A 26,825-nucleotide genomic window follows, 5' to 3' on the forward strand; every position below is an offset into this window, starting at 1 on the left:
CGTAGGCGTCTCGAACCACCGTGAGCGAGTAGGGTGGGGTAGTTTACTCGGCCGCCATCGCCTGCGGCGAGAACTCCGCCTCGAACACCCGGGCGCCACACGACTCGCACGTGGCGGCGATCACGTCGATGGAGCGACAGCAGGACTCGACGGTGTCCTCGCCGAGGGTCACCGGGCCGTCACAGGAGGGACAGCGCTCCAGCCACAGCCGCAACGCCCCGAGGACTTCGGTCCGGGCGTCGAACCCGAGACGGTGCCACCCCGGATGGCGGTCGCGGAGTTCCGCCTCGGCCGCGAGGTCGGCGAGGTAGGCCGCCCGCGACTCCCACTGACCCACCCGAACGTCGTCGACGAACGCCTCGTAGGCGTCGCCGTAGGACTCGACCCGAACCCGGTCGGCGTCGACGCCGAGGCCGTCGAACAGGGCGGCGACCCCCTCGTCGGCGTCGTCGCGTTCGCGGAGTCGGTCGATCCGGTCGTCCCACGCCGTCCGGAACCCCTCGGTGAGACAGAGGTCGGTCCCCTCCCGACACTCCTCGACGGCGTCGACGTCGAGGAGGAACGCCTCCACGTCACCGTCGTCGTCCATCGCCGGCGCCTCGTGTTTGTCGAACAGTTTCAGCACGTCGTCGGGGAGGTACCGCTTGGTCAGGGCAGGGGTGCCGGGGACCAGATAGCCGCGCAGGTAGATGGCGGCGACCGACGCCGCGAGGACCGCCACACCCGCCGGCGGCGACGCCAGGGCGACGAGGCCGGCGAGGCCGACGGCGACGACCAGGTTGACGACCGTACACGGGAGACACCGGTTTGCCCCCGTGTACTCCGGCTGACGGAGGCGAGACAGACGTTCACTGAGGGGCATGTCGTCCGTTCGAACCACCTCGCGACGCTTAGATAATCGCCCGTTAAGCGCCGTATGGCCGTCCGTTCTCCGCGTCAAACGGTGAGTGTCTCCCCACGATCGACCGCCCGGTCGGTGACGTCGACGACGATGCCGTGGTCCTCGATCCGGTAGCGGCCGGGGTGGGCGACCGTCACCTCGAAGGAGCCGTCGGTGGCGTGGGCGTACCGGACGTACTCGAAGTCGGCGCCGGGGATCGAGACGTCGGCGACGAGGCGGACCGTCTCGGCCCCGTCGGCCGTCCCCCGGAGGGTCGCGCCGGGGACGACCCGGAACACCTTGCGGGCGCCGTCGCCCGAGTCGGTGGCATAGAGCGCCCGGAAGTGGCCGGCGCCCTCGATGCCCTCCGTCGCGGCGGCGCCGAAGCGGTCGTGGAGACAGGACTGGACCGTCGAGGCGCCGACGGCGCCGAGATGTGGCAGGTCGCGGGTGACGACGAACCCGACCCGGCCGTCGAACTCCTCGTACCAGTCGTCGGCGTCGCTGGAGAACAGGAAGTCCTCGTAGGTCCGTCGGGCGTAGGCGTACGACACCGCCTCGCCGTTGACGAAGTAGTTGTAGACGCGGACCCGCCCCCACTTCGCGAGCACGTAGTTCTCGGGGTAGGGGATGGCCCGCCGTTCGACGTAGCCCGTGATCCACCGGGTCGCCTCGTAGGTGGCGTCGGCGATGACGAGTCGGCGGTCGATCAGCGCGGCGTACAGCGATCCGGAGCCGACGACGACCCCCGCCAGCCCGCCGAGCAGCGCCAGGCGGGTCCGGTCGGGGACGACCAGGTCGTCGGCAGCGTCGCCGCCGTCGGTGGCCGCGGGGGTCGTGGCGTCGGAGCGCATCGGAACGGGCGGGTGGAGCAGGTCGAGCCAGGCGGCGAACGCCACGAACGCGACGCCGCCGAGGACGGCCGCGAAGGGGGCGAGTTCGCCCCCGAACCGGCGCTGGAGCGCCGCCAGCACGCCGAAGTGGACGACGTAGGTCACGACGACGAGCCACCCGGGTTCGAGCCGGCTCCACCCCCGGTGGGCCGCCCACACCAGCGTCGGGGCCGCGAGAACCGGGGCGAACCCGAGGATGACGAGGACGCCGACGGCGCCGTAGTTGCTCCCGACGCCGGTGAGTTCGGCGGCGCCCGTCGACGAGAAGAAGGCGACCCCTCGGCCGAGTTCGCCCGAGAGGAGCGCACTCCGGCGGACGACGACGACGGCGACGGCCGCGAGGACCACCTCGGCGGCCGCCAGCCAGGTCCACGACCCGCCCAGCCGACGGACGCCGACCGTGGCGGCGAGCAGCCCCACGCCCCCGACGGCGAGCAGGTCGAGCGCGTAGACGACGGCCGGGAACTGCCAGCCGAGGACGAGGTGGACGGCGTGAGCCAGCGCCGCGCCGCCCACGAGGCCGGCGACGAGAGGCGAGAGGCGCTCGGGGCCGGGGCGGCGGACCTCCACGGGCGCAACGAGCGCGAGCGAGACGGCGAGCGGGAACAGGAGCAGCGGCGCGGCCTCCCAGGAGAGGGTCTGTGCGGCGACGGCGACGCCGAGGACCGCCGCCGCGTACCACGCCCGTCGGTCGCGGTCGGCACGGCCGAGCACCTCGACGACGGCGAGGACCGTCAGGGCGAGCCACAGGTAGTCGAAGGCGTGGTGGTCGGCCACCCCGAGCGCGGTCCGGTAGGCGTGGGCCGGCGTCACGGCGAGCAAGCCGGCGGCGGCGAGGCCCACGCGGGCGTCCCCGGAGAGGCGGAGGGCGATGCCGTACACCAGCCACGCCGTGGCGACGGCCGCGGCGACCGGATACCACGCGAGGACGAACCCGGAGGCCCAGGTGCTCCCGCCGAGGAGCGCCGTCGCCGTCGCGAGCGTCGCCACGAGGAGCGGTTCCCCCCGGACGGCGCGTTCGGGGAGCGACGGGATCGGCCCGCCGGCGAGCGACTGATCCACGAGGGCGCGGTAGAAGTACGGGTCGTTCGACGCGAGGACGATCCAGCCGTCGCGGAACACGCCGGGGGCCGTCGGGAGGCGGACGAGGACGACCAGCAGGAGGGCGACGGCGACGGCGGCGCGGACGGGGACGCGGGGCGCGCCGGCGGCGGCGCGCTCGATCGCCGACCGGACCGCGGCCGGGTCGGTGAACCGGTACCCGTCCGCGCACTCCGCGACGCACCCGGCGTCGAGGAGGGCCGCCACCGCCGCAGGCGGCATCCCCTCCTCGTCCGGGTGCCACCCGTCGTCGGCGTCGAGAAGTCGGTCGAGCGTCGACGCGAGGCCCGGTCGATCGGCGAGCAGTTCGTCCAGGTCGTCGTCCGTCATGTCGTGTCACCCGCGACCATCCGGTCGCGTCCGTCCGCCGAACCCATCGTCTGCCTGTCACATATAGCCGCAGGGTCGGCGGCGTCGGAGGGCTCCGACACCGGCGGCGTCGCTCCGTCGTCCGGTCGGCGCCCGCTCATCGTCTCGGCGACGCTCCGTCGTCGACCAGGTGGTCGAGCCCCTCGCGGAGGGAGACGCGGGGTTCGAAGCCGAGGATCTCGCGCGCGCGACTGATGTCCGCCTCGCTCTCGTCGACGTCGCCCTCCCGCGGGTCGGTGTGGACGACGTCGGACGGCGAGTCGGTCGCGTCGACGACGAGGTCGGCCAGTCGGGAGATCGTCACGCTGTGGCCGGTGCCGACGTTGTACGCGGCGCCGGTGGCGTCCGTGATGGCGGCGAGCAGGTTCGCCCGGACGACGTCGGCGACGTGGACGAAATCCCGGGTCTGGGTGCCGTCGCCGTGGACGGGGAGGTCACGCCCCTCGCGGGCCCGGGAGAGGAAGACGTCGATCACCCCGCTGTAGTCGGTGTCGAGGCCGCCGGGACCGTAGACGTTGAAGTACCGGAGCGAGACGGTCTCCAGGCCGTAGCGGTCGGCGTAGAGACGCAGATACCGGTCGGCCGAGAGCTTCTCGGCGCCGTACGGCGAGGACGGCGCCTTGGGCGCCGATTCGGCGACCGGTACCGACGGGGGGTCGCCGTAGACGGCGGCACTGGACGCGAAGACGACGCGGGCGCCCGCCTCCCGGGCGGCCTCGAGGACGTGCAGCGTCCCGTCGACGTTCACCCGGTGGCTCTCGACGGGGGCGGCGACCGACCGCTCGACGCTGACGTTCGCCGCGAGGTGGAAGACGAGGTCGACGCCCTCGGCCGCCCGGGCGACCGTCTCCGGGTCGCGGACGTCGCCCGCGACGAGCGTGGCCGCGTCGGGGACGGCCGCACGCGAGCCGTTCGAGAGGTCGTCGAGGACGCGAACCTCGTTGTCGTCGACCAGCGCGTCGACGAGGTGGCTCCCGACGAAGCCGGCACCGCCGGTGACGAGGACCGACCGCCCCCGTGGCCCGGGTCGGCCCGTGGGAGGGAGGTCGGCGGACATGGGTCAGCGCAGGAAGCCGACGGCGTCCTCGCCGACCATCCAGAGCTGCCGAAGGAGGATGCGGAGGTCGAACCAGAACGACTGGTTCCGGATGTACGCGACGTCGTACCGGAGCTTCTCGGCCGGGTCCGTGCTGGCGACGTCGTTGATCTGTGCGAGGCCGGTCAGTCCCGGGCGGACGAACCACCGCTGTTGCCAGGTGTGGACGCTCCGGCGGATGTCGTCGTCGAGTTCCGGTCGCTCGGGGCGGGGGCCGACGACGCTCATGTCGCCGACGAGGATGGACCAGAGCTGCGGAACCTCGTCGAGGTGGGTCTCGCGGAGGACCCGTCCGACCCGGGTGACGCGGGGGTCGACCTCGCCCTCGTCCTCGGCGCTGAGGACGGCGCCGGTGTCGGCCTCGGCGTCGGGGACCATACTCCGGAACTTGTAGACGGTGAACGTGTCGCCGAACTCGGCCGTCCGCTCCTGGCTGTAGAGGATCGGTCCGGGGCTGTCGAGTTTGATCGCGAGGGCGATCACGAGCAACAGGGGAGCGAGGAGGAGCATCGCCGTCGCGGCGAAGGCGACGTCGAACAGTCGCTTCAGGACCCGCTCCTGCAGGTCCCACGGTTCGAGGTCGATGGCGACGAACCCGTCGCGCTGGAGGCCCGTCGTCAACACGGTGTCGGCGTGGTCGTCGTGGACCATCGCGGAGACGCCGACGTCGAAGCAGGTGTCGAGCGTCCCGAAGAACTCCTCGCAGCCGGGATAGGAGAACGCCAGAACCGCCGCGTCGGCGTCGTTGCGGACGAGTATCTCGTCGAGACGCGACAGCCCGCCGAGACACGGCGCCTCGGGGACGGCGCCGCCGTCGGCCGCCGCGCCGCCGTCGGGGAGTTCCACGCCTGCCCCGTCCGCGACCGACGCCACGTACCCGACCACGGGGACGTCCGTCTCCCGGGTCACGTCGGCGATGGCCGCGGGGTCGTCGCCGACGATCACCGCGCGGTCGGGGTCGACACGCGGCCGGCGGCGGACGGCGACGAACCACGCCGGGAGGACGACGGCCATCGACAGCGTGGCGAGGACGAGCGTCGTCCGCGGGAGCCGATAGGTGTAATCGAAGTAGCCGACGGCGGCCAGCGCGACGGCCACCAGCAGGACCCGTCGTTCGACCAGCAGGAGGGTGTCGAATGCGCGTCGCGGGCGCGGTTTGAACAGGGGGACGAAGGCCCCGAGGACGACGGCGAGGGTCGTCGCGATGGCGAGAGTCAGGTCGCCGTTGGACAGCGTCGTCGCCGGCAACCGGGCGAAGACGGGGACGGCGTCGACGAGTCGCTGAACGACCGGGTGGTTCGCGACGCCGACACAGACCGCCGCGAGTGCCACCGTTCCCGCTGCACTGACGAATCTGAACCGCCACCCCGAGAGCATCACCCAGTGGCTGTGCGCACAGATATTTGGTTAGTTAGTTGTTAAGATCGCGATACCGTGGCGGCGGTCGGTTCGGGGGGCGGGAGTAATCGCGCCCTACCGACCCGGGTGGCGACCGTTACCGGGGAGGACGGCCGGGTTAATCGCGGGTTAAATCAGGAGGCCGCCGGCGACGGCGAGGCCGCCGAGGCCCACACAGAGCAGCCAGACGGGCGCTCGCCGAACCACCCGCATCAGGGCGTCGATGGTGACGTAACCGACGACGGCGGCGGCGACGAGGGCGACCAGGCCGACCGTCGGCGAGACGCCGATGCCCCCGGCGCGGACGACGCCGACGCCCCCGCCGAGGAGCGCGGCGGGGATGCTGAGCAGGAAGGAGAGGCGGAAGGCGGCCGTGCCGTCGTGGCCGCGCAGGAGGAGGGCGCTCGTGGTGACCCCCGACCGGGAGACGCCGGGGAGGATGGCGAGCCCCTGCAGGCCGCCGACCAGGAGGGCGTCGAGGGCGTCCGGCGTCCCCCGGACGGCGAGGCCGTAGGCGCCCGCGAACCGCTGGAGGAGGCCCGTGGCGACGAGGAGGGCGCCCACGAGGGCGACGAAGGCGCCGCCGGTCAGTTCCGACACCAGGGCGTCGAGGGCGAGGAGGGCGATCAGCCCGACGGCGGACGACGCGGCGGTGGCGACGGCGACGAAGGAGAGCGTCGCCGTCTCCCCGTCGAACGCTCCGTCGGGGCGTACCGTCGACGCGGACGCGAGCGCCGCACGCACCTCGTCGCGGTAGTAGACGGTGGCCGAGACGGCGGTTCCGAGGTGGAGAAAGAGGGCATAGGAGACGGCGACGCCCGGTCGTTCGCCGAGCGCCGTCAGGGCGATGGCGACGTTGCCCTCGCTGGAGACGGGGAGCCACTCGAACACTCCCTGGAGGAACCCTACGACCACGGCCACCAGATGCGGATCCATACGGACGGGAAACTATCAACACGTATAGGATTTCGGGGCGGGGGCCGCGGGCGCGACGGTCAGAGGGTCGCGGACGGCGGAGCGCGGCGGTGTGGGGGGCGGCCGGGAGGTCTGTGGCCGAGTCGCCGGCCCCCGAGGAGGAACACCCCGACGAGCGGGGCGGCGGGGTGGACGAGGGCGAGCAGCAGGGCGAGCGAGACGGCGGCCGGAACGGAGCCGGTCGTCGCGCGGTCGGCGAGGCGGTCACACCGGGGGCGAGTGTGTGGCGTAGTGGGGGGACACATGGGTGGGGGACCGGGGGAGGTCCGGGGGCCGAAGCGGATCGGGGGGAGCGTCGCACGGATCACGGGGGAGGGGTGATCCGGCGTCGATGCGGGGAAGTGAGCCGTTTGTTCATTTTGTTCGGCTCATTCCGAACATCCAGACCGAACAGTTTAATACTTACGGTTCGACACGTTACGACGTGATCGAACGGCGGACGGACGCCTCGAACGGCGGGGAGCGACGATGACCGGGGAGGACCCCGCGGTCGTCAGGGAGGAAGTGATCGAGTCGATGGAGCGCTCGGCGGAGGTGTACGGGCTGAGTCGGAGCGCCGGGCGGGTGTACGGCGTCCTCTACTTCGCGCCGGAGCCGCTCTCCATCCCCGAACTGGTCGAGGAGACGGGATACGCGAAGTCGACGATCAGCAACGTGACCCGGAAGCTCACGCGGATCGGCCTGATCCGTCGCCGCTCCTCGGGGGGCGGCGGACGGCGGGTCCAGTTCGAACCCGTGACGGACCTCTGGGTCGTCGTCCAGGACGTGTTCCAGCAGTACGTCGCCCGCGAGATGGGGACGACCCGTCGGACGCTCGACCGGGCGCGAACCCGTCTGGACGGGGGCGACGACTCCCGCACGGCGGGCCGGATCGAGGACCTGGCGACGACCTACGACGAGTTCGAGACCCTCCTCGAACTCGCGATGGACCACTCCGTCGAGGAACTGATCGAGGCGATCGAGGCCTACGACGGCGAAAGTGGCGGTTGAAGCGGGTTGCACGATCGCACGGCTGCTGTGACCGTGCGGCACACACGCCGGGAGCTACCACGACACCGTGTAGACGCAGGCGTCGTCGCCGTCGCGACGGCACCGCTCCCCTCTCTCCTCGACGAAGACGAACGACTCGACGGGGGCGTACTTCCGGGCGACGGCGCGGATCAGTCCCCGGTCGAACTCGCAGGGGTACGGGTTCCGGCAGGTCACCTCACCGGTGCGGTCGTCGACCGACTCGAACCGGTAGCGGCCGATGTCGCCGCCGCGGTGGTTCCGGCGGTAGGCGTCGTCGATGGACCGCAGCCCCTCGGCGACCGTCGTGGGGTCGTCGGGCCAGTCGGCTACGTCGGGGATCTGCTCGCCGAGGCGGTCCAGGATGTGCGGTTCGAGTTCCGACGCGAGGACCTCGAACGTGTTCAGCCAGGCCTGCTGTGGGTACCACTCGTCGGGCGACGGGTCGTCGACGCCGTTGGCCGCCAGGGCGTCGTACGCCGTCTCCCGGTAGGACTCCGAGAAGCGGGCGAGCGCGTCGTCGACGACGTCGAGTATCGTCCGCCCGTGGACTTCCGCGCTCTCGTCGAAGGCCTCGTAGGGTGCCATCTAGCCGCCACTCCGGGTCCGGTCGGCAAATAGGTGGTGGAAGGATGCAGGGGGCGCGACGGCCGCCGGCCCGAGAGCCACGCCGCGTCCGATCGGGGGAGCGACGTTTTCATCGCTGATACTCGCATCCGAACCGTTATTCGGTCGTCCGACCTACACTGCCCGATGAGTAGGGCGTCCCCGGATCCCGTTCGCGTGCTCCACGTCGACGACGACCCGGACTTTGCCGAGCTGACCGCGACGTTTCTCGAACGCGAGAACGAGGGGTTGGTCGTCGAGACGGCACCGAGCGCGAGCGAGGCGCTCGACCGACTCGCGGCCGACGCGTACGACTGTGTCGTCTCCGACTACGACATGCCCGGGCAGAACGGCATCGAGTTCCTCGAGGCCGTCCGCGAGACCGAGCCCTCCCTCCCGTTCGTCCTCTTCACCGGGAAGGGGAGCGAGGAGGTGGCGAGCGAGGCCATCTCCGCGGGCGTCACCGACTACCTCCAGAAGGAGGCCGGGACCGACCAGTACACCGTACTCGCGAATCGGATCGTCAACGCGGTCGAACACTACCGCTCGCAGCGGCTGGTCGAGCGAAGCGAGAAGCGCCTGCGGGAGATCGTCGACTCCCTGCCGCACTTCCTGTTCGTCGTGGACGGCGACGGCACGTATCTGCTCGCGAACGAGGCGCTCGCGTCGTTCCACGGCACGACCGTCTCGGCGCTGGAGGGGCGTCCCGTGGCCGACGTCCTCGGCGAGGAACCGGCCGAGCAGTTCCGGGCGGACGTCGAGGAGGTGCTGGCGTCGGGCACGCCCGAACGGGTACAGGAGGTCGAAATCGCCGACGCGACGGGCGAGGTCCACGTTCTGGAGCCGCGGCTGCTGCCGTACGACCTCACGGACGGCGACGGACGCGGGGTGCTCGGCATCGCCGTCGACGTCACCGAGCGCCGGGAACGCGAGCGGAAGCTCGAACGGGCGCGCGAGCGCATGCAACTCGCGCTCGACCAGACGCGGTCGGCCATCTTCGAAATCGATCTGGACTCGGGGGCGGTCGTCCGCCACGGCACCTACGAACGGTTCTTCGGTCACCGGCCCGACGAGGTGCCGACGTGGGAGGACCACTGCGAGACCGTGGTCCACCCGGCGGATCGGGCGCGGTTCCGGCGGTTCCACGAGGAACTGATCGCGGGCGAGCGGGAGCGTGGCGAGGTGGAATACCGGACGATGCCGGATCCCGAGACGGGGACCCACCGCTGGATCAGGGCCACCGTCGACGCCGACGGGGGGTCGGATCGGCGGGCGGTCGGCATCTCCCGCGACGTCACGGAGCACAAGGAGCGGGAACTGGAACTCGAACGCAAGGAGCGGCGCTACGGCGCCATCTTCGACGATCCGAACATCCTCGTGGGGCTGATCGACACCGACGGCACGGTGCTGGACGTCAACCGGACGGCGCTCTCGTTCGTCGACGCCGACCACGGCGACGTGGTCGGACGGCCCTTCGCCGAGACGCCCTGGTTCGAGGGCGCGGAGGGCGTCAAAGCGGACGTCGAGGCGTGGATCGACCGCGCCGCGGACGGCGAGTACGTCGAGTTCGAACTCGATTTGGTCCAGCCGAGCGGCGAACCCTACTCGGTCGCGGGCGTGTTCAGACCGGTCACGGACGACGACGGCGAGGTCGTCTCGATCATCGTCTCCGACCGGGAGATCAGCGAGCGAAAGCAACACCAGCGGGAGCTGAAGCGGACGAACAGCGTCCTCTCGACGCTCTTCGATACGCTTCCCGTGGGCGTCATCGCGGAGGACGAGGACCGGACCGTCCTGACGGTCAACGATCAGCTGTTCGACCTGTTCGGGATGGACGGCAGGCCGGAGAACGTCGTCGGCGCGGACTGTCGGGAGCTGGCCGACGCGACCAGCAGGCTGTTCGACGATCCGGAGGCGTTCCTCGAGGGGATCGAACGAGCGAGGCGGGAAGCGACCGGGAACCACGAGGAGACGCTGCGCCTCGATGACGGCCGGACGTTCGCACGGACCCACCGACGGGTCGACCTCGCCGACGGCGACGGCCACCTCTGGGTGTATCGCGACGTCACCGAGCGCGTCCGTCGCGAGCGGCGACTCGAAGCGCTGAGCGAGACGACCCGGGAGCTGATGGCCGCCGAGACGCGGGAGCGGATCGCCGAAATCGGCGTCGAGGCGGCGCGTGATATCCTGAACCTCGACATCAACGCGATCCACCTCCGCGACGACGAGGGGCGACTCGCCCCGGCTGCCTCCACCGACGACCTCGTCGACCTCATCGGCGACCTGCCGACGTTCACCGGCGGGGAGAGCATCGCGTGGCGCAGTTACGACCGGGGCGAGGCGCTCGCCGTCGACGACGTGGCGGACGACCCCGACGTGTTCAATCCGGAGTCGCCGCTCCGGAGCGAGCTCCACCTCCCGCTCGGCGAACACGGCATCCTCATCGCGGGGTCGACGGCGCCCGGCGCCTTCGACCAGGAGGACGTGGTGCTCGGCGAAATCCTCGCCAGCAACCTCGCCACGGCGCTCGAACAGGTGGCGCGGACCGAGCAGTTGCGCGCCCGCGAGGCGGAACTGGCACAGCGGAACGACCACCTGGAGTCGTTCGCGAGCATCATCTCCCACGACCTCCGGAGCCCGCTGAACGTGGCCGCCGGCCAGCTCGAACTGGCGATGGAGGAGTGCGACAGCGAGCGGCTCCCGGCCATCGAGCGGTCGCTCGACCGGATGGAGACGCTGATCGCCGACCTCCTGGCGCTGGCACGGGAGGGGGAACCGGCGGGGGAGAAGGAAGCGGTCCACCTCGCCACGCTGGCCCGAAGCTGCTGGGAGACCATCGAAACCGAGGGTGCCGGACTGGTGATCGACGCCGACGGGACGGTCGTGGCCGACCGGAGCCGGCTCCGGCAACTGCTCGAGAACCTCGTCAGGAACGCGGTCGAACACGGCGCCACGGCCGAGGGGGTCGACGACGGCGTGACCATCCGCATCGGCGACCTGGAGAGCGGGTTCTTCGTCGCCGACGACGGCCCAGGCATCGCCGAATCCGAGCGCGAATCGGTGTTCGAGGCCGGCTACTCGACGTCCAGCGAGGGGACGGGGCTGGGGCTGGGGATCGTCGAACAGGTCGCGCACGCCCACGGGTGGACCGTCTCGATCACCGACAGCGACGCCGGCGGCACGCGAGTCGAGATCACCGGCGTCGAACGCGAATCGAGAGCGCCGCTGCACTGAGTCGCCCCGACGGGGAGAGGGTTAAGGCTCGTGCCGTGCTACCGGTACGCATGAGGACTATCGAGTGGGACGACGACCGGGACTGCATCGTGATGGTCGATCAGACCAAGCTACCGGGGGAGTACACGACGTATCACGCCGAGACGATCCCCCAGCTCGTCGAGAGCATCCGGCGGTTGCGGGTCCGCGGGGCGCCCGCGCTCGGCGCGGCCGGGGCGTTCGGCGTCGCGCTCGCCGCGCGCCGAAACGAGGCAGCGACGTTCGACGACTACGCCGACGCGGTCGCCGCCGACGCCGAGTCGGTCGCGAACGCCCGGCCGACGGCGGTGAACCTCTCGCGCGAGGTCGAGACCGTCCTGTCCGAACTCCGGGCGTGTACGTCGATCCCCGAGGCGCGGGAGCGGACGCTCGCGGCCGCCACGGACGTCGCCGACGCCGACGTCGAGCGAAACGAGCGCCTCGGCGGCAACGGGGCGGCGTTGCTCTCGGACGGCGAGACGGTGATGACTCACTGTAACGCCGGCGCGCTCGCGACCGTCGACTGGGGGACCGCCCTCGGCGTCGTCTACTCCGCGCAGGAAGCGGGGAAGGAGATCTCCGTGATCGCCAACGAGACGCGCCCGCTGAATCAGGGCTCGCGCATCACGACCGTCGAACTCCAGCAGCGGGACGTCGACGTGACGCTCATCCCCGACAACGCGAGCGGCCTCTGTATGCAGGAGGGGATGGTCGACGCCGTCGTCGTCGGGGCGGATCGGATCGTCCTCGACGGCGGCGAGCGGTTCGGCGACCAGGGCGTCGTCTTCAACAAGATCGGGACGTACAAGCAGGCCGTGATGGCCGACCGCCACGGCGTCCCGTTCGTCGTCGCCGCGCCCCACTCGACGGTCGACACCGAGCGAAGCGCCGACGAGGTGGAGATCGAGGAGCGCGACCCCGACGAACTGCGGGAGATCTACGGCACCCGGAACGCGCCCGAGGGGACCGCGGTGTACAACCCCGCCTTCGATCCGACGCCGATGGAACTCGTCGACTACCTCGTCACCGAGACGGGGGTGTACGAGCCCCCGCTGGATCGGACGACGTTCGAGGCGGCGGAACGGACGCCGGCCTGAGCGCCTCCACGCGGCACCCGAGACGACCTCCGCCCCCCGACACGCGGTTCGGTGGCCCCGTGGCTCACTCGATCTCGATTTCGACGGCGTCCTCCATCGGCGCCCGCCCGTCGTCGGCGAGGTCCGCAAGCGCGAGGTCGAGGTTGCGCGTGTTGGCCTTCCAGGCGGCGTCGAAGAGGTCGCCGACGACGGGGACCGATCCCCCGACGACGTCGATGGCGACGTTGGCGAGCATCCGGAGCAGCGTCCCGTAGGAGACGCCGAGTCGGGCCGACTCGACGACGACGTACATCGAGAGCGCGCCGCTCACGACGTCGCCCGTGCCCGGGAGGACGCCGAGCAGCGGATCGAGACCGACCCGGAACTCCGTCCCCGGAACCCGGACGCTCTCGTCGAGGACGCACGCCACGAGACCCATCCGTCGGACCGCCGCCCGATCGACCGAGTCCGGCAGTTCGTCGATCTCCGCGTCGAACGCTGACGCCAGGTCGTCGCTCATGTCCCCCTGTCGGAACGCGAGACGGATAACGTGCCGGGACCGACCGGGCGGGCGGATCGTCGACGACCCCCCGGTCGGCCGACTAAAATATGATAGAATAACTAGTTATTGCAATTCATATACGATATCGTATGTATTCGAACCGGAGCGGAACCCGTTCGATCACGACGATGCTGGCGTCGGAGCGCACGGGATCGGACGGCGATCGATTTCGCGGTTCGAACAGCGTTTAGGGGGCCTTAAATACGATCAGAGACGTGATCGATCCGCGTCTGTCCTCCCGGGGCGTCGATCCCGTCGAAGCCGCGGAAGCCACACGGCCCGGTCGTCGATATCCGGATATCAGGGTCCGAATCCGCACTCTATCGGTAGTCTTCCCGACGGATCGCCCAGCAGTTTCGAGGACTGCCGGGACCCGTCCGTCGGGAGAGCCGAGGGCGATTTCCCCCGTCTTTCGGAGATACATATCGAGAAAATAGATATTATACTACTATTGTAGTTCCGTCGTCGGTCCCGCGTCGTCGCGGGGGCCGCCCGCTCGGAGCCGCCGTAGTCGACGACAGACACGCCGGACCGGCCGCACGGTCGGCCTACTATAACATCGATATGGCTGTTATTCCGGTTGTGGGAGCGGCCGGACGACGAGCGCGGGGCGTCCGAGCGAACGAGCTTATCAACGAACAGTATGCTTGGACAGCCCTGTCTAGTCCTCCTCGCGGGGGTCCTGCCGTCCGAACTCCCGCCGCCACCGCGCCTCGATCTTGCGTTCGAGTTCGTCGACGGCGGGTAACAGCATCTCCGCGACCTGTTCGTACGGGGGATAGTTGTAGGTGGGGCCGGCTATCGAGAGCCCGCCGGCGACGGTGCCGTCCGGTTCGGTGACGGTCGTTCCGACGGCCTGTATACCGGTGTTGCTCTCCCCGTTGTTTATGGCGTATCCCCGGTTCCGGATCTCCTGGAGGTCGTCCAGCAGGTCCTCCCGGTCGACGATGGTCGCCTCGGTCAACCGGGGCAGTCCGCGGTGATCGAGGATCGACGCGACCCGCTCCGGCGGATACTCCGCGAGGATCGCCTTCCCGGACGCACACGCGTGGATCGGCACGTATCGGCCGAGTTGGAACCCGCTGCGGTTCTTGTGTCCCACCTCGTCGAAGATCACGACGACGCGGCCGTACTCCTCCACCGAGAAGTCCACCTCCATGTCGACCTCGTTCGCGATTCGCGTGACGTGCTCGCCGATGACGTCGTACGACGGTCGCCGCGTTTTGGCCTGTTCGCCGAGGTGGTACAGCTTCAGGCCGAGGTAGTACCGGTCGCCCCGCTTGACCACGTACTCCTTCTCCCGGAGCGTCGCCAGATGGTTGTGCACGGAGCTCTTCGAGATCCCGATCTCCTCCGCGAGGGCGTCCGCTCGAACGCTGCCGTGGCTGGTTATCGCTTCGAGGATCTCCAGCGAACGCCCCGTGGTCTGGAGGACGGGTTCGTCGGTCGTCATGTCGGGGTCGTTTCCGGGGATAGAACATAAAGTTACTCCCATACTGGTCTATTATATGTGTCCGGCGGCCGCCGGGAGCGACGACCGATCCGATCCAAAAGCTTATCACAGCCGGCGCGCAGTTTCGACCGAGATGGAATACGAGAACGTCGAGCGGGCGGACAGAGCCGTCGCCGAAGCGATCCGCTCGGAGGCACGGCTACAGGACGAGAGCCTGATGATGATCGCCTCGGAGAACGTCGCCAGCCCGGCGGTCCGGGAGGCCCAGGGGAGCATCCTCACGAACCGGAACGCGCTTGGCTACCCCGACTCCCGGCTCTACCCCGGATCGGAGAACATCGACGAGGTGGAGGCGCTGGCGATAGCGTACTCGAAGGAACTGTGGGGTGCCGACCACGTCAACGTGCAGCCACACAGCGGATCGCTGGCGAACCTGGCGGTCTATCTCGCCGTACTCGACCCCGGTGACAGGCTCCTGGCCCTGCATCCCCGGGACGGCGGACACATCACGCACGGCTCCGACCTCCATCTCAGCGGCGACCTCTACGAGACGCATCACTACGAACTCGATCCGGAGACGGGGCGTCTCGATTACGAGGCGATCGCTCGGCGGGCCGAGGAGGTCGACCCCGACATGATCATCTCCGGCTATTCGGCGTACCCGCGGACGATAGACTGGGAGCGGTTCCAGGAAATCGCGGCGTCGGTCGACGCGTACCACCTGGCGGACATCGCACACCTCTCGGGGCTCATCGCGACGGGGGTGTTCCCCTCGCCGGTCGGCGTCGCGGAGTTCTGCACCGGGTCGACGTACAAGACGATCAAGACGGGGCGCGGCGGAATCATCCTGTGTGACGAGGAGTACGGGGAGGCGGTCGACGAGGCGCTGTTCCCCCGACTCCAGGGCGGGGCCGCGATGCCGAACATCGCCGGCAAGGCGGCCGGGCTCGCGGAGGCGCTCGACGACGAGTTCGACGACTACGTCGACCGAACGGTCGCCGACGCGGAGGCGCTCGCCGACGCGCTCGCGGAGCGAGGGGTCGACGTCGTGACCGGCGGGACGGACACACACATCGTCCTCGTCGACCTCCGGGGCTCCCACAGTGACCTCCCGGGGAGCGAGGCCGAACGGGCGCTGGAGGCCGCCGGAATCGTCGCGAACAAGGCGTCGGTCCCGGGCGATCCGCGATACCCCTCGGACGCGAGCGGGATCCGGTTCGGCACCACGAGCCTCGCGGCCCGCGGGTTCGAGGGGGCGGCGATGGACGCCGTCGCCGACCTGATCGTGCGAGCCCTCGACAGCGCGGGCGACGAGGGGGCGCTGGAGGAACTGTCGGCCGAGGTGGCGACGCTGTGCGAGTGACGACTCGCGCGGCGACGCGATGCCGGGGTCCCCGTCCCGATGGCCGCACCGAGTGACGGCCGGTCCGCGAGCGGCGAGAGCTGTCAGCTGAAGCTGAAACTCCGGCATCCCAACTGCTGGATGACGGCGGTCACCGACGGGAGCGCGGGGCGGCTACTCGTCAACGCCGTCTACACCGTCGACGGGAACGTGACGGCCCACGTCGTCGTCCACGCCGACTCCACCGCCGCCGTCGACGAGGTGGTCGCGGCGGCGCGGGCGTCCGAACACACGTACTCGGTCACGGAGATGCACCCCCGTGACGAGTTCAGCCTCACGTCGCGACCGGTCGGGAAGGCCACCCGTGGCCTGCTCGTGGAGTACGCCCCCGAGGAGAGCATCCACGACGCGATCGTCTCGAAGGGGTTTCTCCCCCAGGAACCGCTCCGAATACGTGACGGCTACGAGTTCTGGACGGTCGCTACGGACAAGCACCGCGACCGACTGCGTGAGGACCTCGACCGGATCGCCGCGGAGAACGACGCCGACATCACGATCCAGCGAGTGGCGACCCGGGGAGCGACCGACGGGTCGACCGTCGACCCGCCCACCCTGTCGGATCGCCAGCGCGAGGTGTTCGAACTGGCTCGGCTCCGGGGGTACTACGAGTGGCCGCGCGAGGTGTCGGCCGCCGAACTCGCGGCGGAACTCGGCCTCGCGAAGGCGACGGTCCTCGAACACCTGCGGAAGGCCGAGGCGAAACTGCTGGATCCCGACGGGGGTGCGGCCGGGGGCTACGAGAGGAAGTCGTAAGCGTCGGCGCCGTCGTCGCGGGCGGCCTCGTACACGATGCGTGCGGCCGCGACGTCCTGGATGGCGAGACCGGTCGAGTCGAAGACCGTCACGCCGTCGGCGGAGACGCGCCCGTCGAGGCGTCCGGTGACGATTTCGCCCAACTCGCCGTGGACGTCCGCCGCGTCGAGGGTGCCCTCGGTCCACGGGACGTTGATCTCCCCGGAGTGGGTGCACTGTTCGTGGTCGTCGATGACGAGTTTCGCCGCCTCCACGACGCCGTCCGCGAGTTCCCGCTTTCCCGGCGCGTCCGCGCCGACGGCGTTGACGTGTGTCCGCTCGCCGAGGTCGGCCGCGGTGACGATGGGGTCCTCGACGGGAGTGACCGTCGAGAGGACGTCACAGGCGGCGGCCGCCCCGACGTCCCCCGAGCGGACGGTGAACTCGTCCTCGAACGCCTCGACGAAGCGGTCGACGCGCTCGTCGTCGGGGTCCGAAACCACGACCTCCCCGATCGGGCGCACCGTCGAAACCGCCTCCAGTTGGGCGTACGACTGGACGCCAGCCCCGACGATGCCCATCGACGTCGCGTCGTCGACGGCCAGGTGGTCGGTCGCGACGGCCGCCGCCGCGCCGGTTCGGCGCATCGTGAGTTCGGTCCCGTCCATGACGGCAAGGGGGAACCCCGTCGCCGGATCGGAGTAGATCACGAGCCCCAGCACGGTCGGGAGGCCGTGCGCCTCGGGGTTGTCCGGGTAGACGCTCACCCACTTCACCCCGGCCGCGTCCCAGCCGTCCGCGTCGACGTACGCGGGCATCGACCGGAAGTCGCCGCCGTAGGCGTCGGGCTCGACGTACGATTTCGCCGGCATCTCGACGGCTCCGGTCGCGTAGGCCGCGAACGCGTCCTCGACGGCCGACACGAGGGCCGGCGTGTGAGCGTGCTCCGCCACCTCGGAATCGTCCAGTACGAACGTCTCCATACGTCCGAAGGGCCGGCGTGGAACAAATACCTCGTCCCTCTCATGTGAGGCACGGCCGCCGGCGGGACGGGGCGCAGTCCGATATGTGATCCGACACGTAGTCTGGAAAATAACGGCAATGTTTTTGCCACGTGGCCTTGCACGGTACGTCGAGGAATACCATGTCAGGCACTGATGCAGAGGCCGACGAATCAGTCGATGCCGATTCGGACGGGAGTCGCTGGGATCCGATACGGATGTCGGGTCGCTGGAGCTTCCATCTGAAGGCCCACCTCACGGTTCTCGCGATCGTGGTCGTGTCCGAATACATCGGAACCAAAACCTACCCGCTCGGTCCCGGCGAGGTCGTCATCCTCCCGATGCTGTACGCCGTCGTGTTCGGGATGTTGCTCGGCTACCGGGTCCTCGGCGCGTACGTCGACCAGCTCCGGGCGGCGATACCGAAGGAGGTCAGCGAGATCAGTTCCCCCCTGATCGTGGTCGCGCTGATGCCGCTCGGCGTGAAGTACGGAACGCTGGTCGCGCCGAACTTCTACGACATCATCGGGGCGGGGCCGGCGTTCCTCCTCCAGGAGTTGGGTAATCTGGGGACCATCTTCCTCGCGCTCCCCCTGGCGCTCCTGCTGGGACTGAATCGGGAGGCGATCGGTGCCGCCGTGAGTATCGCCCGCGAACCGACCCTCGGGATCATCACGGACCTCTACGGACCCGATTCGCCCGAGGGGATCGGCGTACTCGGCACGTACCTGACCGGGACGTTCCTCGGCACCCTCTTTTTCGGTATCCTGGGTGGGATCGCACCGATAACCGGCCTCCATCCGCGGGCCATCGCGATGGCCTGTGGGATGGGGAGCGGGAGCATGATGACCGCCTGCGCCGGATCGCTGGCGACGGCCACCACCGCGATTCCGGACGACGAGATCCTCGCCTTCGCCGCGACGAGCAACCTGCTCACGGGGCTGACGGGCGTGTACGTCGTCCTGTTCGTCGGCGTGCCGCTCATCAACAAACTGTACGACGTGCTGAATCCGATCATCGGGAGGAACTAACATGGATCGAACCGAATTCGTCACGAACGCGCTGGCGATGCTCGTCATCGTCGGGATCATCACGCTGATCGGAAACACCGTGGGCTACGACGCGGGGATCGTCGAATCGATCCCGGGAATCGCCCTCATCGTCGCCATCGGCATCGTCTCGCTGTTCCTGTCGCGTGAGATTCCGCTGGAGCTGCCCTCGTTCGCGTACGCCATCTTCATCGCGATGCTGCTGGCGCTCCCCTTCTCGCCGACACAGGAGGTCTTCCTGCGGTACACGGACCGGATCAGCTTCCTCGCGACGGCCACGCCGATCCTGGCGTACGCGGGGCTCTCGGTCTCGCTGCAGATGGATCGCCTGAAGCAGATCGGCTGGAAACTGGTCGTCGTCGCCGTGTTCGTCTTCTTCGGGACGTTCTTCGGCTCCGCGATCATCGCTCAGATCGTCCTGTCGCTACAGGGCATCATCTGATCGCTCCCCCCTCGTCGTCACGGGGGGAGCGGACGGACCCGAGAGGCTACGAGAGCGTGGCCGCGAGGAACCCCGTGAGGGCGTCCTCGGCCCGTTCGACCTGCTCGACGGGGACGAACTCGTGTTCGGAGTGGGCGATGGCCTGGTCGCCGTCGCTGATCAGACCGGGGCCGAACACGACCACGGGCATGTGCGGGGCGAAAAACGCCGCCTCCGTGGCGGCGTCGAACGGCCGGACGGCCGGGGCCGCGTCGCGCACCGACGCCACGTGCTCCCCGAACTCGACGACGAACTCGTCGTCCGCGTCCGTCTTGAACGAGGCCAAGGACGACCCGCCGTCGTAGAAGCCGATGTCGTACTCACAGACAAGCTCCCGGAGGACCCCCTCGACGTGTTCGATGGCGTCCTCGCGCGACTCGCCGGGAACGGTTCGGTAATCGACGACGAACTTCGTGTACTCGGGGACCTGATTCGGGCGGTTGCCGCCCTCGATGATCGTGGGCGTGAAGTTGTTCGACCCGAGCGTCTCGTCCGTTCGGTGGGGCAACTCGGTGATCCGGGTGATCGCCTCGGCGGCACACACCGTCGTGTTGGTGCCGCTCTCGGGTGTGGCCCCGTGTGCCGACGCGCCGTACAGCTCGACCAGGAGGTCGTAGTGACCGCGCGCCGAGGGACAGACGTCGAGCCCGGTCGGCTCCCCGACGATTGCGAAGTCGGCGTCGATGCCGTCGGACAGGTACTCGTAGAGACCCCGCTGTGTCGTCTCCTCGTCCGGAGAGACGACGAGGTGGACGCTCCCCGCGTCGGGGTCGACGCGCGAGAACGCGTCGATCATCGGCGCGAGACACCCCTTGGCGTCGCAGGCGCCCCGTCCACGGATCACGTCGCCGTCGCGCTCGAACTCGACGTGTGGGGAGACGACGTCCATGTGGGAGTTGAGGACGATTCGCGGCCCCTCGCGGTCGCCGCGCTTCTCGGCGTACACACAGCCGGTGTCGTCCAGTTCCGCGCCGTCGACGGTGTCCAGCAGGTGTTCCTGAATCTCGTCGACGCCGTCGTGACTCTCGATTCGCATCAGTCGCTCCAGTCGCGCTACGGATCCCATACCGATGCGTCTCCCGCCTCGTACATATCTTTTCGTATCAATCCCCGGACAGTCGGGGCGAACGGCCCCGCGTCCCGGCGTCGAGCCCCTCTCATGAGAGGGAGGAAAGATTAGGTGCGTTCGCCCGAAGGGGACGGTATGGATCTTCGAGACCACTTCGAGGCGCCCGCCCCGGCCATCGTCCTCGCGGAGGGCGAGTTCGGGACGGCCGAGGGGAAGACCGCGAACGGCATCGTCACGAGCAGCGAGGTGTTCGAGACGCGGGTCGTGGTGGATTCCGAGACCGCGGGCCGCTCGGCGTCGGACGTCCTCGAGAACCGCGACGCACCCGACGTTCCGATCGTGGAGTCGGTCGGCGCCGCGCTGACGGAGGCCCCCGAGGTCGAGGCGCTGGTCATCGGCGTCGCGCCCGCGGGGGGGAACCTCCCCGAGGCGTGGGTCGACGACATCGAGACGGCGATCCGGGCGGGCTGTGACGTCGTCTCGGGCCTGCACGTGTTCCTCTCGGAGGACGAACACTGGACCGGCCTGGCCGACCGGTACGGGACGCGACTGTTCGACGTGCGGAAGCCACCGGGGAGCGACGACCTCCGGGTCGGCGACGGATCGGTCGACGACGTGGACGCGGACGTCGTGCTCACGCTGGGGACGGACTGTGCGGTCGGGAAACGGACGACGACGTATCTCCTCTACCGGGCCGCCCGCGAGGCGGGATACGACGCCGGGTGGGTCGCGACCGGACAGACCGGCATCATGATCGGCGCACACGAGGGCGTCGTCATCGACCGGGTACCGGCCGACTTCACCGCGGGCGTCGTCGAGGACATGGTGACCGCCGTCGGGGAGGCCCACGAACTCGTCTTCGTCGAGGGACAGGCGGCGCTGACACACCGGGCCTACTCCGGCGTGACGCTCTCGCTCCTGCACGGCTGCTGGCCCGACGCCGTCGTGATCGCGGACGACCCCGACCGGAGAACCCGGACCCACTTCGACTCCTTCGAGGTGTCGGGGGTCGACGCGGAAGTGCGGCTGGTCGAGGACCTGTCCGACGCCGACGTGGCCGCGATATCGACGTGGGGCGACTCCGAAACCGAGGGGTCGCGCCACGACCTCCCCGTGGCAAACGTCTACGAGGAGGGAGGGACGGAGGCGTTGCTCGCGGCCGTCACGGGGACGCTGGGCGGGGAGACGGACCGAGCGGGGTCGGGAGAGTGAGCGACGTCGTCTCCGTGACGGTCGAGCCGTTCGACCACCCGCTGGAGGAGCCCTTCGAGATCAGCCTCGGCACGCGGCGGACGGCAGCGAACGTCCTGGTGACGGTCGAAACGGAAGCCGGCGCGGTCGGCTACGGCGAGGGGTCGCCGCTGCCACCGATCACGGGTGAGACGCGGGCCGCGGCGGTCGAAACCGCTCGCACCCTCGCCGACCTGCTGGACGGCGAGGACGTCGCCGACTACCGCGACCTCGTCGGGGAGATCCGGGCCGCGGTTCCGGGGGCCGTGTCCGCGCTCTTCGCCGTCGAGACGGCGCTCCTCGACGCCTACTGCCGCGAGGTCGACATCCCGCTCTCGGCGCTGTTCGGCGGGCGCCCGGCGCCGGTCACGACGGACATGACGATTCCGATACTCGCGCCCGAACGCGCGGCGGACCGGGCGAGACGGGCCGCCGACGCGGGCTACGACCACCTGAAGATCAAGACGGGAACCGACGTCGACGACGACGTCGAACGCGTCCGGGCGGTCGCCCGTGCCGTCCCCGAGGCCTCACTGAAGGTGGACGCGAACCAGGGATGGACGGTCACGGAGACGTGTCGGTTCGCCGACGGGGTGGCGGACGGCGGCGTCGCGCTCGAACTGATCGAACAGCCGGTCCCCGCGTCGGACGTCGCCGGACTCGCCCGGGTCCGAGAGCGCGTCGACGTCCCGATCGCGGCCGACGAGGCGGTGTTCACACCCGCGGACGCCGTCCGGATCGTCCGCGAGGAAGCGGCCGACGTCGTCAACGCGAAACTGGGGAAGTCCGGACCGCTCGCTGTCGCGGACATCGCCGCCATCGCGACGGGAGCCGACCTCGACCTGATGATCGGGTGCATGCTCGAAAGCGCCGTCGGCATCCACACCAGCGCACACGTCGTCGCCGGACTCGGAGCGTTCACGTACGTCGACCTCGACGGCAACCGCCTCCTCGCGGAGGACGTCCTCGACGACGACGGCCCCGAACACGAGATCTCCGGCCCCGGCCACGGGGTGACGCCGTGAGCGTCCCGGAGCAGTATGTCCGCCAAATTATGTTATCTCACTAATATCTAGTGTCGTACATTCGCAGCCGAACGCGGCCGGAGCCGAGAGCGGCGCACGGGTGCCCGAGCAAAGCGTCGCGTCGACGGGAGCGTCCAGCCACGCGCGATAGCTCCCGCAGCGGGGAACTACCGGAGTGAAACCGGCGAACGGCGCCACGGACGGGGCGCGACGTCGGAACCGACGGCGGTGCGCGAGCGGTGGCCGCCCGAGTCGTCGGTTACGGGGCGTTACGGCTCGTGTCCGGCGGTGATCGCCGCCGCGTCGGCCCGAGAACCGCGCCGGCCGTTCCGGTTCCGGACCGTCCCGGTCGTGGGGGCACCGTACCGGTCGGCGGGACGGCAAAGGTATCATTCAGAAATAACTATCAGATTCGAATATAATCTCAAGATCTGATATAGATTCGATGCGGTCGCGGGCGGGGGGTCGGGACAGCCCGTCACGCGTCCGGCGAGAGCCCGGCGTAGCAGACGACGGCGACGGCCGTGACACCGCCGAGGGCGAGGAAGGCGGCGTCGAAGTGGCCGGCGTCGGCCATCGTGCCGACGAAGACGGAGCCGGTCGAGCCCACCAGGAACAGACAGGTTCGGAGGAACCCCCACGCCGCCCCCTGCACGTCGGCCGGAAGCAGCGCCACGACGTAGGAGTTCGTCACCGGGGCGATGGCCATCCGGGTGCCGAGCAGGAAGACCAGCACCACCCAGACGAGGCGGCCGTCGGCGAACGGGACGGCGAGCAGCGTGACGACGGCGACGCCCGCGACGGCGACGAGCGTGGGTCGGGCACCGAAGCGGTCCGCCGCCGATCCGATCCCGAGTTGGCTGATCGCCCCGCCGACGAACAGCGAGGCGAAGATGACGCCGGCGACGCTCTGCCCGATGCCCTCGTGGCTCACGAGGTACGTCGGCAGGAAGGCGGTCAGGCCCTGAAAGGCAAAGAGGTAGAACGTCAGGGCCACGGTGGCGAGGACGACGTCCCGGTCGCGGAGCGCCCGCGGGAGGCCCCGGAGCGCGTCCCGGACGGAGAGGGACTCGGCCGTCCGGTCGCCGCCGTCGGGCCGCGTCCGCGACTCGATGGGTTCGGGCAGCGTCGTCCACGCGAGGCCAGCGACCACCAAGAAGGCGGGCATCGTCCCGCCGATGAGGAGCCGCCACCCGACGAGGCCGACGGCGGCCCCGGCGACGAGCGGGATGACCGCGGAGCCGAGACTCCCCGCGGCGAGCGTGATGCCGAAGGCGGCCCCGTCGTTCCGCGGGAAGGCCTTCGAGAGCGAGGTGCCGCGCGCGGGGCCGTAGAGTCCGGACCCGATGCCGAACGCCGCGGCACCGGCGAGGAAGACGACGAACAGCGGCGCGGCGGCGAGGAGGGCGAGGCTGCCGGCACTCAGCGCCAGACTCGTCGCGAGGACGGTCCGCTCCCCGAGTCTGTCGGCCAGCAACCCCGCGGGGAACTGCATCAGCGCGTAACACCCCCAGATGACCGTCACGGCGAGGCCGGCGGCGGCGTTGTCGAGGCCGAAGGTGGTCTTGACCTGCGGCAGGAGCGCGGGGACGAGAAAGCGCAGGCCGAGCGTGAACAGCCAGCCGACGGCGACGGTCAGGAGGATCCATCCACGGCCGTCGCCCCGGAGCGTGGCGACGGTGTCGGCGACCGTTCGACGGAGGCGGGACACGTGTCCGCGGACGGTGGGAGGGGTAAAGAGCGACCCGGAGGCATCCACCTTTGCCGGTTGGACGGAGTCCACCCCGCGGACCGGTCGGTTACCAGATCGGATAATTTGAACGGGAGTATCAAAACCCGCCGGGACGAAGGATCGCCGAGTCGACACATGCGCTCCGAATGTCCGTTCTGTGGGAACCGCGTCGAATCCATGCCCGAACACCTAGAGGAGTGCCAGGAAGCCCCGCGGGACGACCCGCGGACCGGCTGAGAGTCGGGCCGCTAGGGGCGTGGCTTCCCGCCGCCACCGCCCCCGGCGGGCGTGACCTATCCGCGGATCTCTATCGGCGTCCCGCGGACGGAGAGGGCGTCGAACACCAGCAGGATCCGCTCGTCGAGCCGTAGCGGTTCGCCGTGGAACGTGAGCCCCGTCCCCGTCTCTCGGGTCCGGAGGTCGACGGTCAGCGTGACGTCGAGGTTTCGCGGGTGGTCGTGGAGCGAGATGTTCCCGTCCTGGCTCGTGAGGACCACCTCGCTCGGGGCGATCCGGACGTCGGTGACCACCGCGTACCGCGTGTCGCCGACGCGCTCGGTCAACCCGGCGTGGACGTTCGTCGCGCGTTCGGGCGCCACGTTCGACAGCCGCAACACCACCGTCGTCGTCGACACCTCCCCCGGCGGCGTCGACCGGCCGAGGCGGGTCACCTCCCCCCGGACGTCGTAGTCGTCGAACGGAATCGAGAGCGACCGCCCGAGCGCGACGGGTTGTCCGCCGAAGTGACGCCCGCCGGAGCGGCTGATCGTCTCGAGCGAGAGGCCGAGGAGGACGCGCCGCGTCGAGCCGTTCCCGACCGGATAGGCCGTCACCGACTCGACGGTCGCCAGCGCCCGACCGTTCGTGGCGTAGGTATCACCCCTGTCGATGGCCGACGCCCGCGTCGCCGGCATCGTCGTCGTCAGGAGAATCGGGGTCGGCGACACGGCCAGCGTGTCGTCGCCGCGTTCGACCGCCGTGACGGTCCCGGAGACGCGGTACTCGTCCGTCTCGACCGGGAGCTCCCGACCCAGGAGCAGGGCGTCGCCGGCGACGGAGAGCGGCGCCGAGTCGGGCGACTCCGCCGCCCGCTGGCCGACGACGCGGGCCCGAATCGTCACCGTGGCACCGCCGCCCCCGGCGGGCGTGGCGTACACGTCGGTGACGGTCAGGTTGCCCGTCTCGTACGCCGCCGCGTCACCAGCGTCGATCCGTTCGGTGACGTAGTCCGGCTGCGTGCCGAGGTCCACCGTGACGTAGCGCGTGCCGAGGTCCGGATCGCCGCCCGATCCGCCCGAGAAGACGAGGGCGACGCCCGCGACGACGACGGCGAGGGCGAACAGGACCGCGAGGAGGTCGATGACGTTGACGATGCCGAAGACGCGGCCCTGGTCGTCGAGGAGGTGCATCGTGTTGACTGTATCAAATGTCCAAGGCGATAAAATCTTGTTGTGAATCCAATATCGGCTTTTCAAGAAACAAGATCAGTCACTAAATCGTCTGTGGCAACTGGTAATCGGACGAGAGGTCCGTCGAAAAGGACGGTTCAAAAACAATTATATATTGTCACGAAAAACATCGATTAGCGTGGGATTTCCAATACAACGAGGGATTCGAATTCTGAAAAACGAGGGGCCCCTCGCGGCACTAACTAAGACTGGCAGATACCTACTGTCGCCGTTGTACTGGAAACTTCGCGGGTCATACACCCTGTGCGTGAGAGATATTGAAGTGTCGTTCTCCTCACCGAACGCAACGGTTGTTGAGCGCAACAAGAATCGGTTCGAAACGGAACAAGAGGAAGTTTCGGAGTTGATGGAGGACATCGAATCGGACGACATCTTCTTCGACATCGGCGCGAACACCGGACTCTACACGCTCTTCGTCTCCAAACTGTGCCAGAGCGGAACCGTCGTCGCCTTCGAGCCATATCCCCCCAACATCGCGTTGCTCAAACGCGACATCTCACGCAATGGAGCAGATAATGTGGAAGTCAGAGAGGTCGCACTGACAAACACAGAAGGCACTATCAGCTTTAACCAGCCCGAACAGCCGGATATTGGATACGGCTCCGCATCGGTGGATCCGTCCGACTCGAATCAGACGATAGAAGTTCCAACGACTAGTGGCGATCAGTTGGTTGCTGACGGGGAGGTTCCGCAACCCAACGTAGTCAAAATCGATTTCGAGGGATCTGAACCGATCGTCATAGAAGGAATGTCGGACACACTCTCATCCGAGGAGTGTAGGCTAGTGTTCTGTGAAGTACACCTATCAAACGTCAAGCATCGCCCATCAATTGAGGACTTCGGATCAACAATGGCGGACTTGCAGGCCCAACTGGAGGCGTGTGGCTTCACGGTAGAGCGGAACCGGACGCGTGGCTCAGAAGTACTGCTTAAAGCCCGAAAATGAGTATGACATCACTCCCACGG

Annotated in this window: 23 protein-coding genes; 10 read left to right on the forward strand and 13 right to left on the reverse strand. The window is 69.2% G+C overall.

The annotated features are described in order from the left end of the window. Positions 1-43: 43 nt before the first annotated feature. The 6 genes from NBT67_RS07710 to NBT67_RS07735 form a co-directional block, all read right to left on the reverse strand. Positions 44-862, reverse strand: a complete 819-nt coding sequence (locus NBT67_RS07710; protein ID WP_251344264.1) for a DUF8054 domain-containing protein — start codon at positions 860-862, stop codon at positions 44-46. A gap of 74 nt (positions 863-936) precedes the next feature. Then, the gene (locus NBT67_RS07715; RefSeq protein ID WP_251344265.1) at positions 937-3,204 is read right to left on the reverse strand and encodes an STT3 domain-containing protein; all 2,268 of its coding nucleotides are present in this window, start codon (positions 3,202-3,204) and stop codon (positions 937-939) included. A 136-nt stretch (positions 3,205-3,340) separates the two neighbouring features. After that, a complete protein-coding gene (locus tag NBT67_RS07720; RefSeq protein ID WP_251344266.1) occupies positions 3,341-4,300 on the reverse strand; it encodes an NAD-dependent epimerase/dehydratase family protein in 960 nt (319 codons plus the stop codon). Between the two features lie 3 nt (positions 4,301-4,303). Continuing rightward, positions 4,304-5,716, reverse strand: coding sequence for a sugar transferase (locus NBT67_RS07725; protein ID WP_251344267.1), 1,413 nt, complete (start codon positions 5,714-5,716; stop codon positions 4,304-4,306). Positions 5,717-5,866: 150 nt separating this feature from the next. Then, entirely contained in the window at positions 5,867-6,673 is an 807-nt protein-coding gene (locus NBT67_RS07730; RefSeq protein WP_251344268.1) for an undecaprenyl-diphosphate phosphatase, read from the reverse strand. Between the two features lie 59 nt (positions 6,674-6,732). Further along, on the reverse strand, positions 6,733-6,957 hold the full coding sequence (locus NBT67_RS07735) for a hypothetical protein (protein ID WP_251344269.1): 225 nt from the start codon (positions 6,955-6,957) through the stop codon (positions 6,733-6,735). Positions 6,958-7,180: 223 nt separating this feature from the next. Between NBT67_RS07735 and NBT67_RS07740 the strand changes: the two genes are divergently transcribed. Beyond that, a complete protein-coding gene (locus tag NBT67_RS07740) occupies positions 7,181-7,702 on the forward strand; it encodes a GbsR/MarR family transcriptional regulator (RefSeq protein WP_251344270.1) in 522 nt (173 codons plus the stop codon). A 54-nt stretch (positions 7,703-7,756) separates the two neighbouring features. On the opposite strand, the gene NBT67_RS07745 is transcribed toward NBT67_RS07740, so the two are convergent. Next, complete coding sequence (locus NBT67_RS07745; RefSeq protein ID WP_251344271.1) at positions 7,757-8,308, reverse strand: hypothetical protein; 552 nt, start codon at positions 8,306-8,308, stop codon at positions 7,757-7,759. Between the two features lie 165 nt (positions 8,309-8,473). Between NBT67_RS07745 and NBT67_RS07750 the strand changes: the two genes are divergently transcribed. Together NBT67_RS07750 and mtnA are read left to right on the forward strand one after the other, a co-directional pair. After that, entirely contained in the window at positions 8,474-11,560 is a 3,087-nt protein-coding gene (locus NBT67_RS07750) for a hybrid sensor histidine kinase/response regulator (protein WP_251344272.1), read from the forward strand. A 50-nt stretch (positions 11,561-11,610) separates the two neighbouring features. Then, the gene (gene mtnA, locus NBT67_RS07755; protein ID WP_251344273.1) at positions 11,611-12,675 is read left to right on the forward strand and encodes an S-methyl-5-thioribose-1-phosphate isomerase; all 1,065 of its coding nucleotides are present in this window, start codon (positions 11,611-11,613) and stop codon (positions 12,673-12,675) included. A 64-nt stretch (positions 12,676-12,739) separates the two neighbouring features. Here the strand turns inward: mtnA and NBT67_RS07760 are convergent, their stop codons facing one another. Both NBT67_RS07760 and NBT67_RS07765 read right to left on the reverse strand, forming a co-directional pair. Further along, the gene (locus NBT67_RS07760; RefSeq protein WP_251344274.1) at positions 12,740-13,174 is read right to left on the reverse strand and encodes a DUF4112 domain-containing protein; all 435 of its coding nucleotides are present in this window, start codon (positions 13,172-13,174) and stop codon (positions 12,740-12,742) included. A gap of 703 nt (positions 13,175-13,877) precedes the next feature. Then, positions 13,878-14,669, reverse strand: coding sequence for an IclR family transcriptional regulator (locus NBT67_RS07765; RefSeq protein WP_251344275.1), 792 nt, complete (start codon positions 14,667-14,669; stop codon positions 13,878-13,880). Positions 14,670-14,802: 133 nt separating this feature from the next. Here NBT67_RS07765 and NBT67_RS07770 point away from each other — a divergent pair, with 133 nt between their 5' ends. Beyond that, the gene (locus NBT67_RS07770; RefSeq protein WP_251344276.1) at positions 14,803-16,032 is read left to right on the forward strand and encodes a serine hydroxymethyltransferase; all 1,230 of its coding nucleotides are present in this window, start codon (positions 14,803-14,805) and stop codon (positions 16,030-16,032) included. Positions 16,033-16,071: 39 nt separating this feature from the next. Beyond that, positions 16,072-16,824, forward strand: coding sequence for a helix-turn-helix domain-containing protein (locus NBT67_RS07775; protein ID WP_251344277.1), 753 nt, complete (start codon positions 16,072-16,074; stop codon positions 16,822-16,824). Here NBT67_RS07775 and NBT67_RS07780 read toward each other — a convergent pair. Next, positions 16,806-17,786: an ornithine cyclodeaminase family protein gene (locus NBT67_RS07780; RefSeq protein ID WP_251344278.1), complete on the reverse strand. Its 981-nt coding sequence runs from the start codon at positions 17,784-17,786 to the stop codon at positions 16,806-16,808. The genes NBT67_RS07775 and NBT67_RS07780 overlap by 19 nt on opposite strands. Positions 17,787-17,947: 161 nt before the next feature. Between NBT67_RS07780 and NBT67_RS07785 the strand changes: the two genes are divergently transcribed. Next, positions 17,948-18,835 carry a DUF3100 domain-containing protein gene (locus tag NBT67_RS07785; protein WP_251344279.1) on the forward strand — a complete coding sequence of 296 codons (888 nt, stop codon included), beginning with the start codon at positions 17,948-17,950 and terminating at the stop codon, positions 18,833-18,835. Between the two features lies 1 nt (position 18,836). After that, positions 18,837-19,295, forward strand: coding sequence for a hypothetical protein (locus NBT67_RS07790; protein ID WP_251344280.1), 459 nt, complete (start codon positions 18,837-18,839; stop codon positions 19,293-19,295). A gap of 46 nt (positions 19,296-19,341) precedes the next feature. Here NBT67_RS07790 and NBT67_RS07795 read toward each other — a convergent pair whose 3' ends face one another. Next, complete coding sequence (locus NBT67_RS07795) at positions 19,342-20,400, reverse strand: M20/M25/M40 family metallo-hydrolase (protein ID WP_251344281.1); 1,059 nt, start codon at positions 20,398-20,400, stop codon at positions 19,342-19,344. A gap of 138 nt (positions 20,401-20,538) precedes the next feature. Between NBT67_RS07795 and NBT67_RS07800 the strand changes: the two genes are divergently transcribed. Both NBT67_RS07800 and NBT67_RS07805 read left to right on the forward strand, forming a co-directional pair. Then, entirely contained in the window at positions 20,539-21,615 is a 1,077-nt protein-coding gene (locus tag NBT67_RS07800; protein ID WP_251344282.1) for a DUF1611 domain-containing protein, read from the forward strand. Further along, entirely contained in the window at positions 21,612-22,658 is a 1,047-nt protein-coding gene (locus NBT67_RS07805) for a dipeptide epimerase (RefSeq protein ID WP_251344283.1), read from the forward strand. The genes NBT67_RS07800 and NBT67_RS07805 overlap by 4 nt, the downstream gene beginning before the upstream one ends. A 478-nt stretch (positions 22,659-23,136) precedes the next feature. Here NBT67_RS07805 and NBT67_RS07810 read toward each other — a convergent pair whose 3' ends face one another. Together NBT67_RS07810 and NBT67_RS07815 are read right to left on the reverse strand one after the other, a co-directional pair. After that, positions 23,137-24,369 carry an MFS transporter gene (locus tag NBT67_RS07810; RefSeq protein WP_251344284.1) on the reverse strand — a complete coding sequence of 411 codons (1,233 nt, stop codon included), beginning with the start codon at positions 24,367-24,369 and terminating at the stop codon, positions 23,137-23,139. Between the two features lie 314 nt (positions 24,370-24,683). Next, entirely contained in the window at positions 24,684-25,799 is a 1,116-nt protein-coding gene (locus NBT67_RS07815; RefSeq protein ID WP_251344285.1) for a DUF4330 family protein, read from the reverse strand. A 406-nt stretch (positions 25,800-26,205) separates the two neighbouring features. Here NBT67_RS07815 and NBT67_RS07820 point away from each other — a divergent pair, with 406 nt between their 5' ends. Then, positions 26,206-26,805, forward strand: a complete 600-nt coding sequence (locus NBT67_RS07820) for an FkbM family methyltransferase (RefSeq protein ID WP_251344286.1) — start codon at positions 26,206-26,208, stop codon at positions 26,803-26,805. The last annotated feature ends 20 nt before the right edge of the window (positions 26,806-26,825 follow it).

The sequence above is a fragment of the Haloplanus sp. GDY1 genome (assembly GCF_023703775.1).
In the GTDB taxonomy this organism is placed as follows: domain Archaea; phylum Halobacteriota; class Halobacteria; order Halobacteriales; family Haloferacaceae; genus Haloplanus; species Haloplanus halophilus.

Coding starts and splice junctions, on each gene's coding strand:
- NBT67_RS07710 (WP_251344264.1), bottom strand. CDS start 862: ATGCCCCTCAGTGAACGTCTGTCTCGCCTCCGTCAGCCGGAGTACACG.
- NBT67_RS07715 (WP_251344265.1), bottom strand. CDS start 3,204: ATGACGGACGACGACCTGGACGAACTGCTCGCCGATCGACCGGGCCTC.
- NBT67_RS07720 (WP_251344266.1), bottom strand. CDS start 4,300: ATGTCCGCCGACCTCCCTCCCACGGGCCGACCCGGGCCACGGGGGCGG.
- NBT67_RS07725 (WP_251344267.1), bottom strand. CDS start 5,716: ATGCTCTCGGGGTGGCGGTTCAGATTCGTCAGTGCAGCGGGAACGGTG.
- NBT67_RS07730 (WP_251344268.1), bottom strand. CDS start 6,673: ATGGATCCGCATCTGGTGGCCGTGGTCGTAGGGTTCCTCCAGGGAGTG.
- NBT67_RS07735 (WP_251344269.1), bottom strand. CDS start 6,957: ATGTGTCCCCCCACTACGCCACACACTCGCCCCCGGTGTGACCGCCTC.
- NBT67_RS07740 (WP_251344270.1), top strand. CDS start 7,181: ATGACCGGGGAGGACCCCGCGGTCGTCAGGGAGGAAGTGATCGAGTCG.
- NBT67_RS07745 (WP_251344271.1), bottom strand. CDS start 8,308: ATGGCACCCTACGAGGCCTTCGACGAGAGCGCGGAAGTCCACGGGCGG.
- NBT67_RS07750 (WP_251344272.1), top strand. CDS start 8,474: ATGAGTAGGGCGTCCCCGGATCCCGTTCGCGTGCTCCACGTCGACGAC.
- mtnA (WP_251344273.1), top strand. CDS start 11,611: ATGAGGACTATCGAGTGGGACGACGACCGGGACTGCATCGTGATGGTC.
- NBT67_RS07760 (WP_251344274.1), bottom strand. CDS start 13,174: ATGAGCGACGACCTGGCGTCAGCGTTCGACGCGGAGATCGACGAACTG.
- NBT67_RS07765 (WP_251344275.1), bottom strand. CDS start 14,669: ATGACGACCGACGAACCCGTCCTCCAGACCACGGGGCGTTCGCTGGAG.
- NBT67_RS07770 (WP_251344276.1), top strand. CDS start 14,803: ATGGAATACGAGAACGTCGAGCGGGCGGACAGAGCCGTCGCCGAAGCG.
- NBT67_RS07775 (WP_251344277.1), top strand. CDS start 16,072: ATGGCCGCACCGAGTGACGGCCGGTCCGCGAGCGGCGAGAGCTGTCAG.
- NBT67_RS07780 (WP_251344278.1), bottom strand. CDS start 17,786: ATGGAGACGTTCGTACTGGACGATTCCGAGGTGGCGGAGCACGCTCAC.
- NBT67_RS07785 (WP_251344279.1), top strand. CDS start 17,948: ATGTCAGGCACTGATGCAGAGGCCGACGAATCAGTCGATGCCGATTCG.
- NBT67_RS07790 (WP_251344280.1), top strand. CDS start 18,837: ATGGATCGAACCGAATTCGTCACGAACGCGCTGGCGATGCTCGTCATC.
- NBT67_RS07795 (WP_251344281.1), bottom strand. CDS start 20,400: ATGGGATCCGTAGCGCGACTGGAGCGACTGATGCGAATCGAGAGTCAC.
- NBT67_RS07800 (WP_251344282.1), top strand. CDS start 20,539: ATGGATCTTCGAGACCACTTCGAGGCGCCCGCCCCGGCCATCGTCCTC.
- NBT67_RS07815 (WP_251344285.1), bottom strand. CDS start 25,799: ATGCACCTCCTCGACGACCAGGGCCGCGTCTTCGGCATCGTCAACGTC.
- NBT67_RS07820 (WP_251344286.1), top strand. CDS start 26,206: ATGGAGGACATCGAATCGGACGACATCTTCTTCGACATCGGCGCGAAC.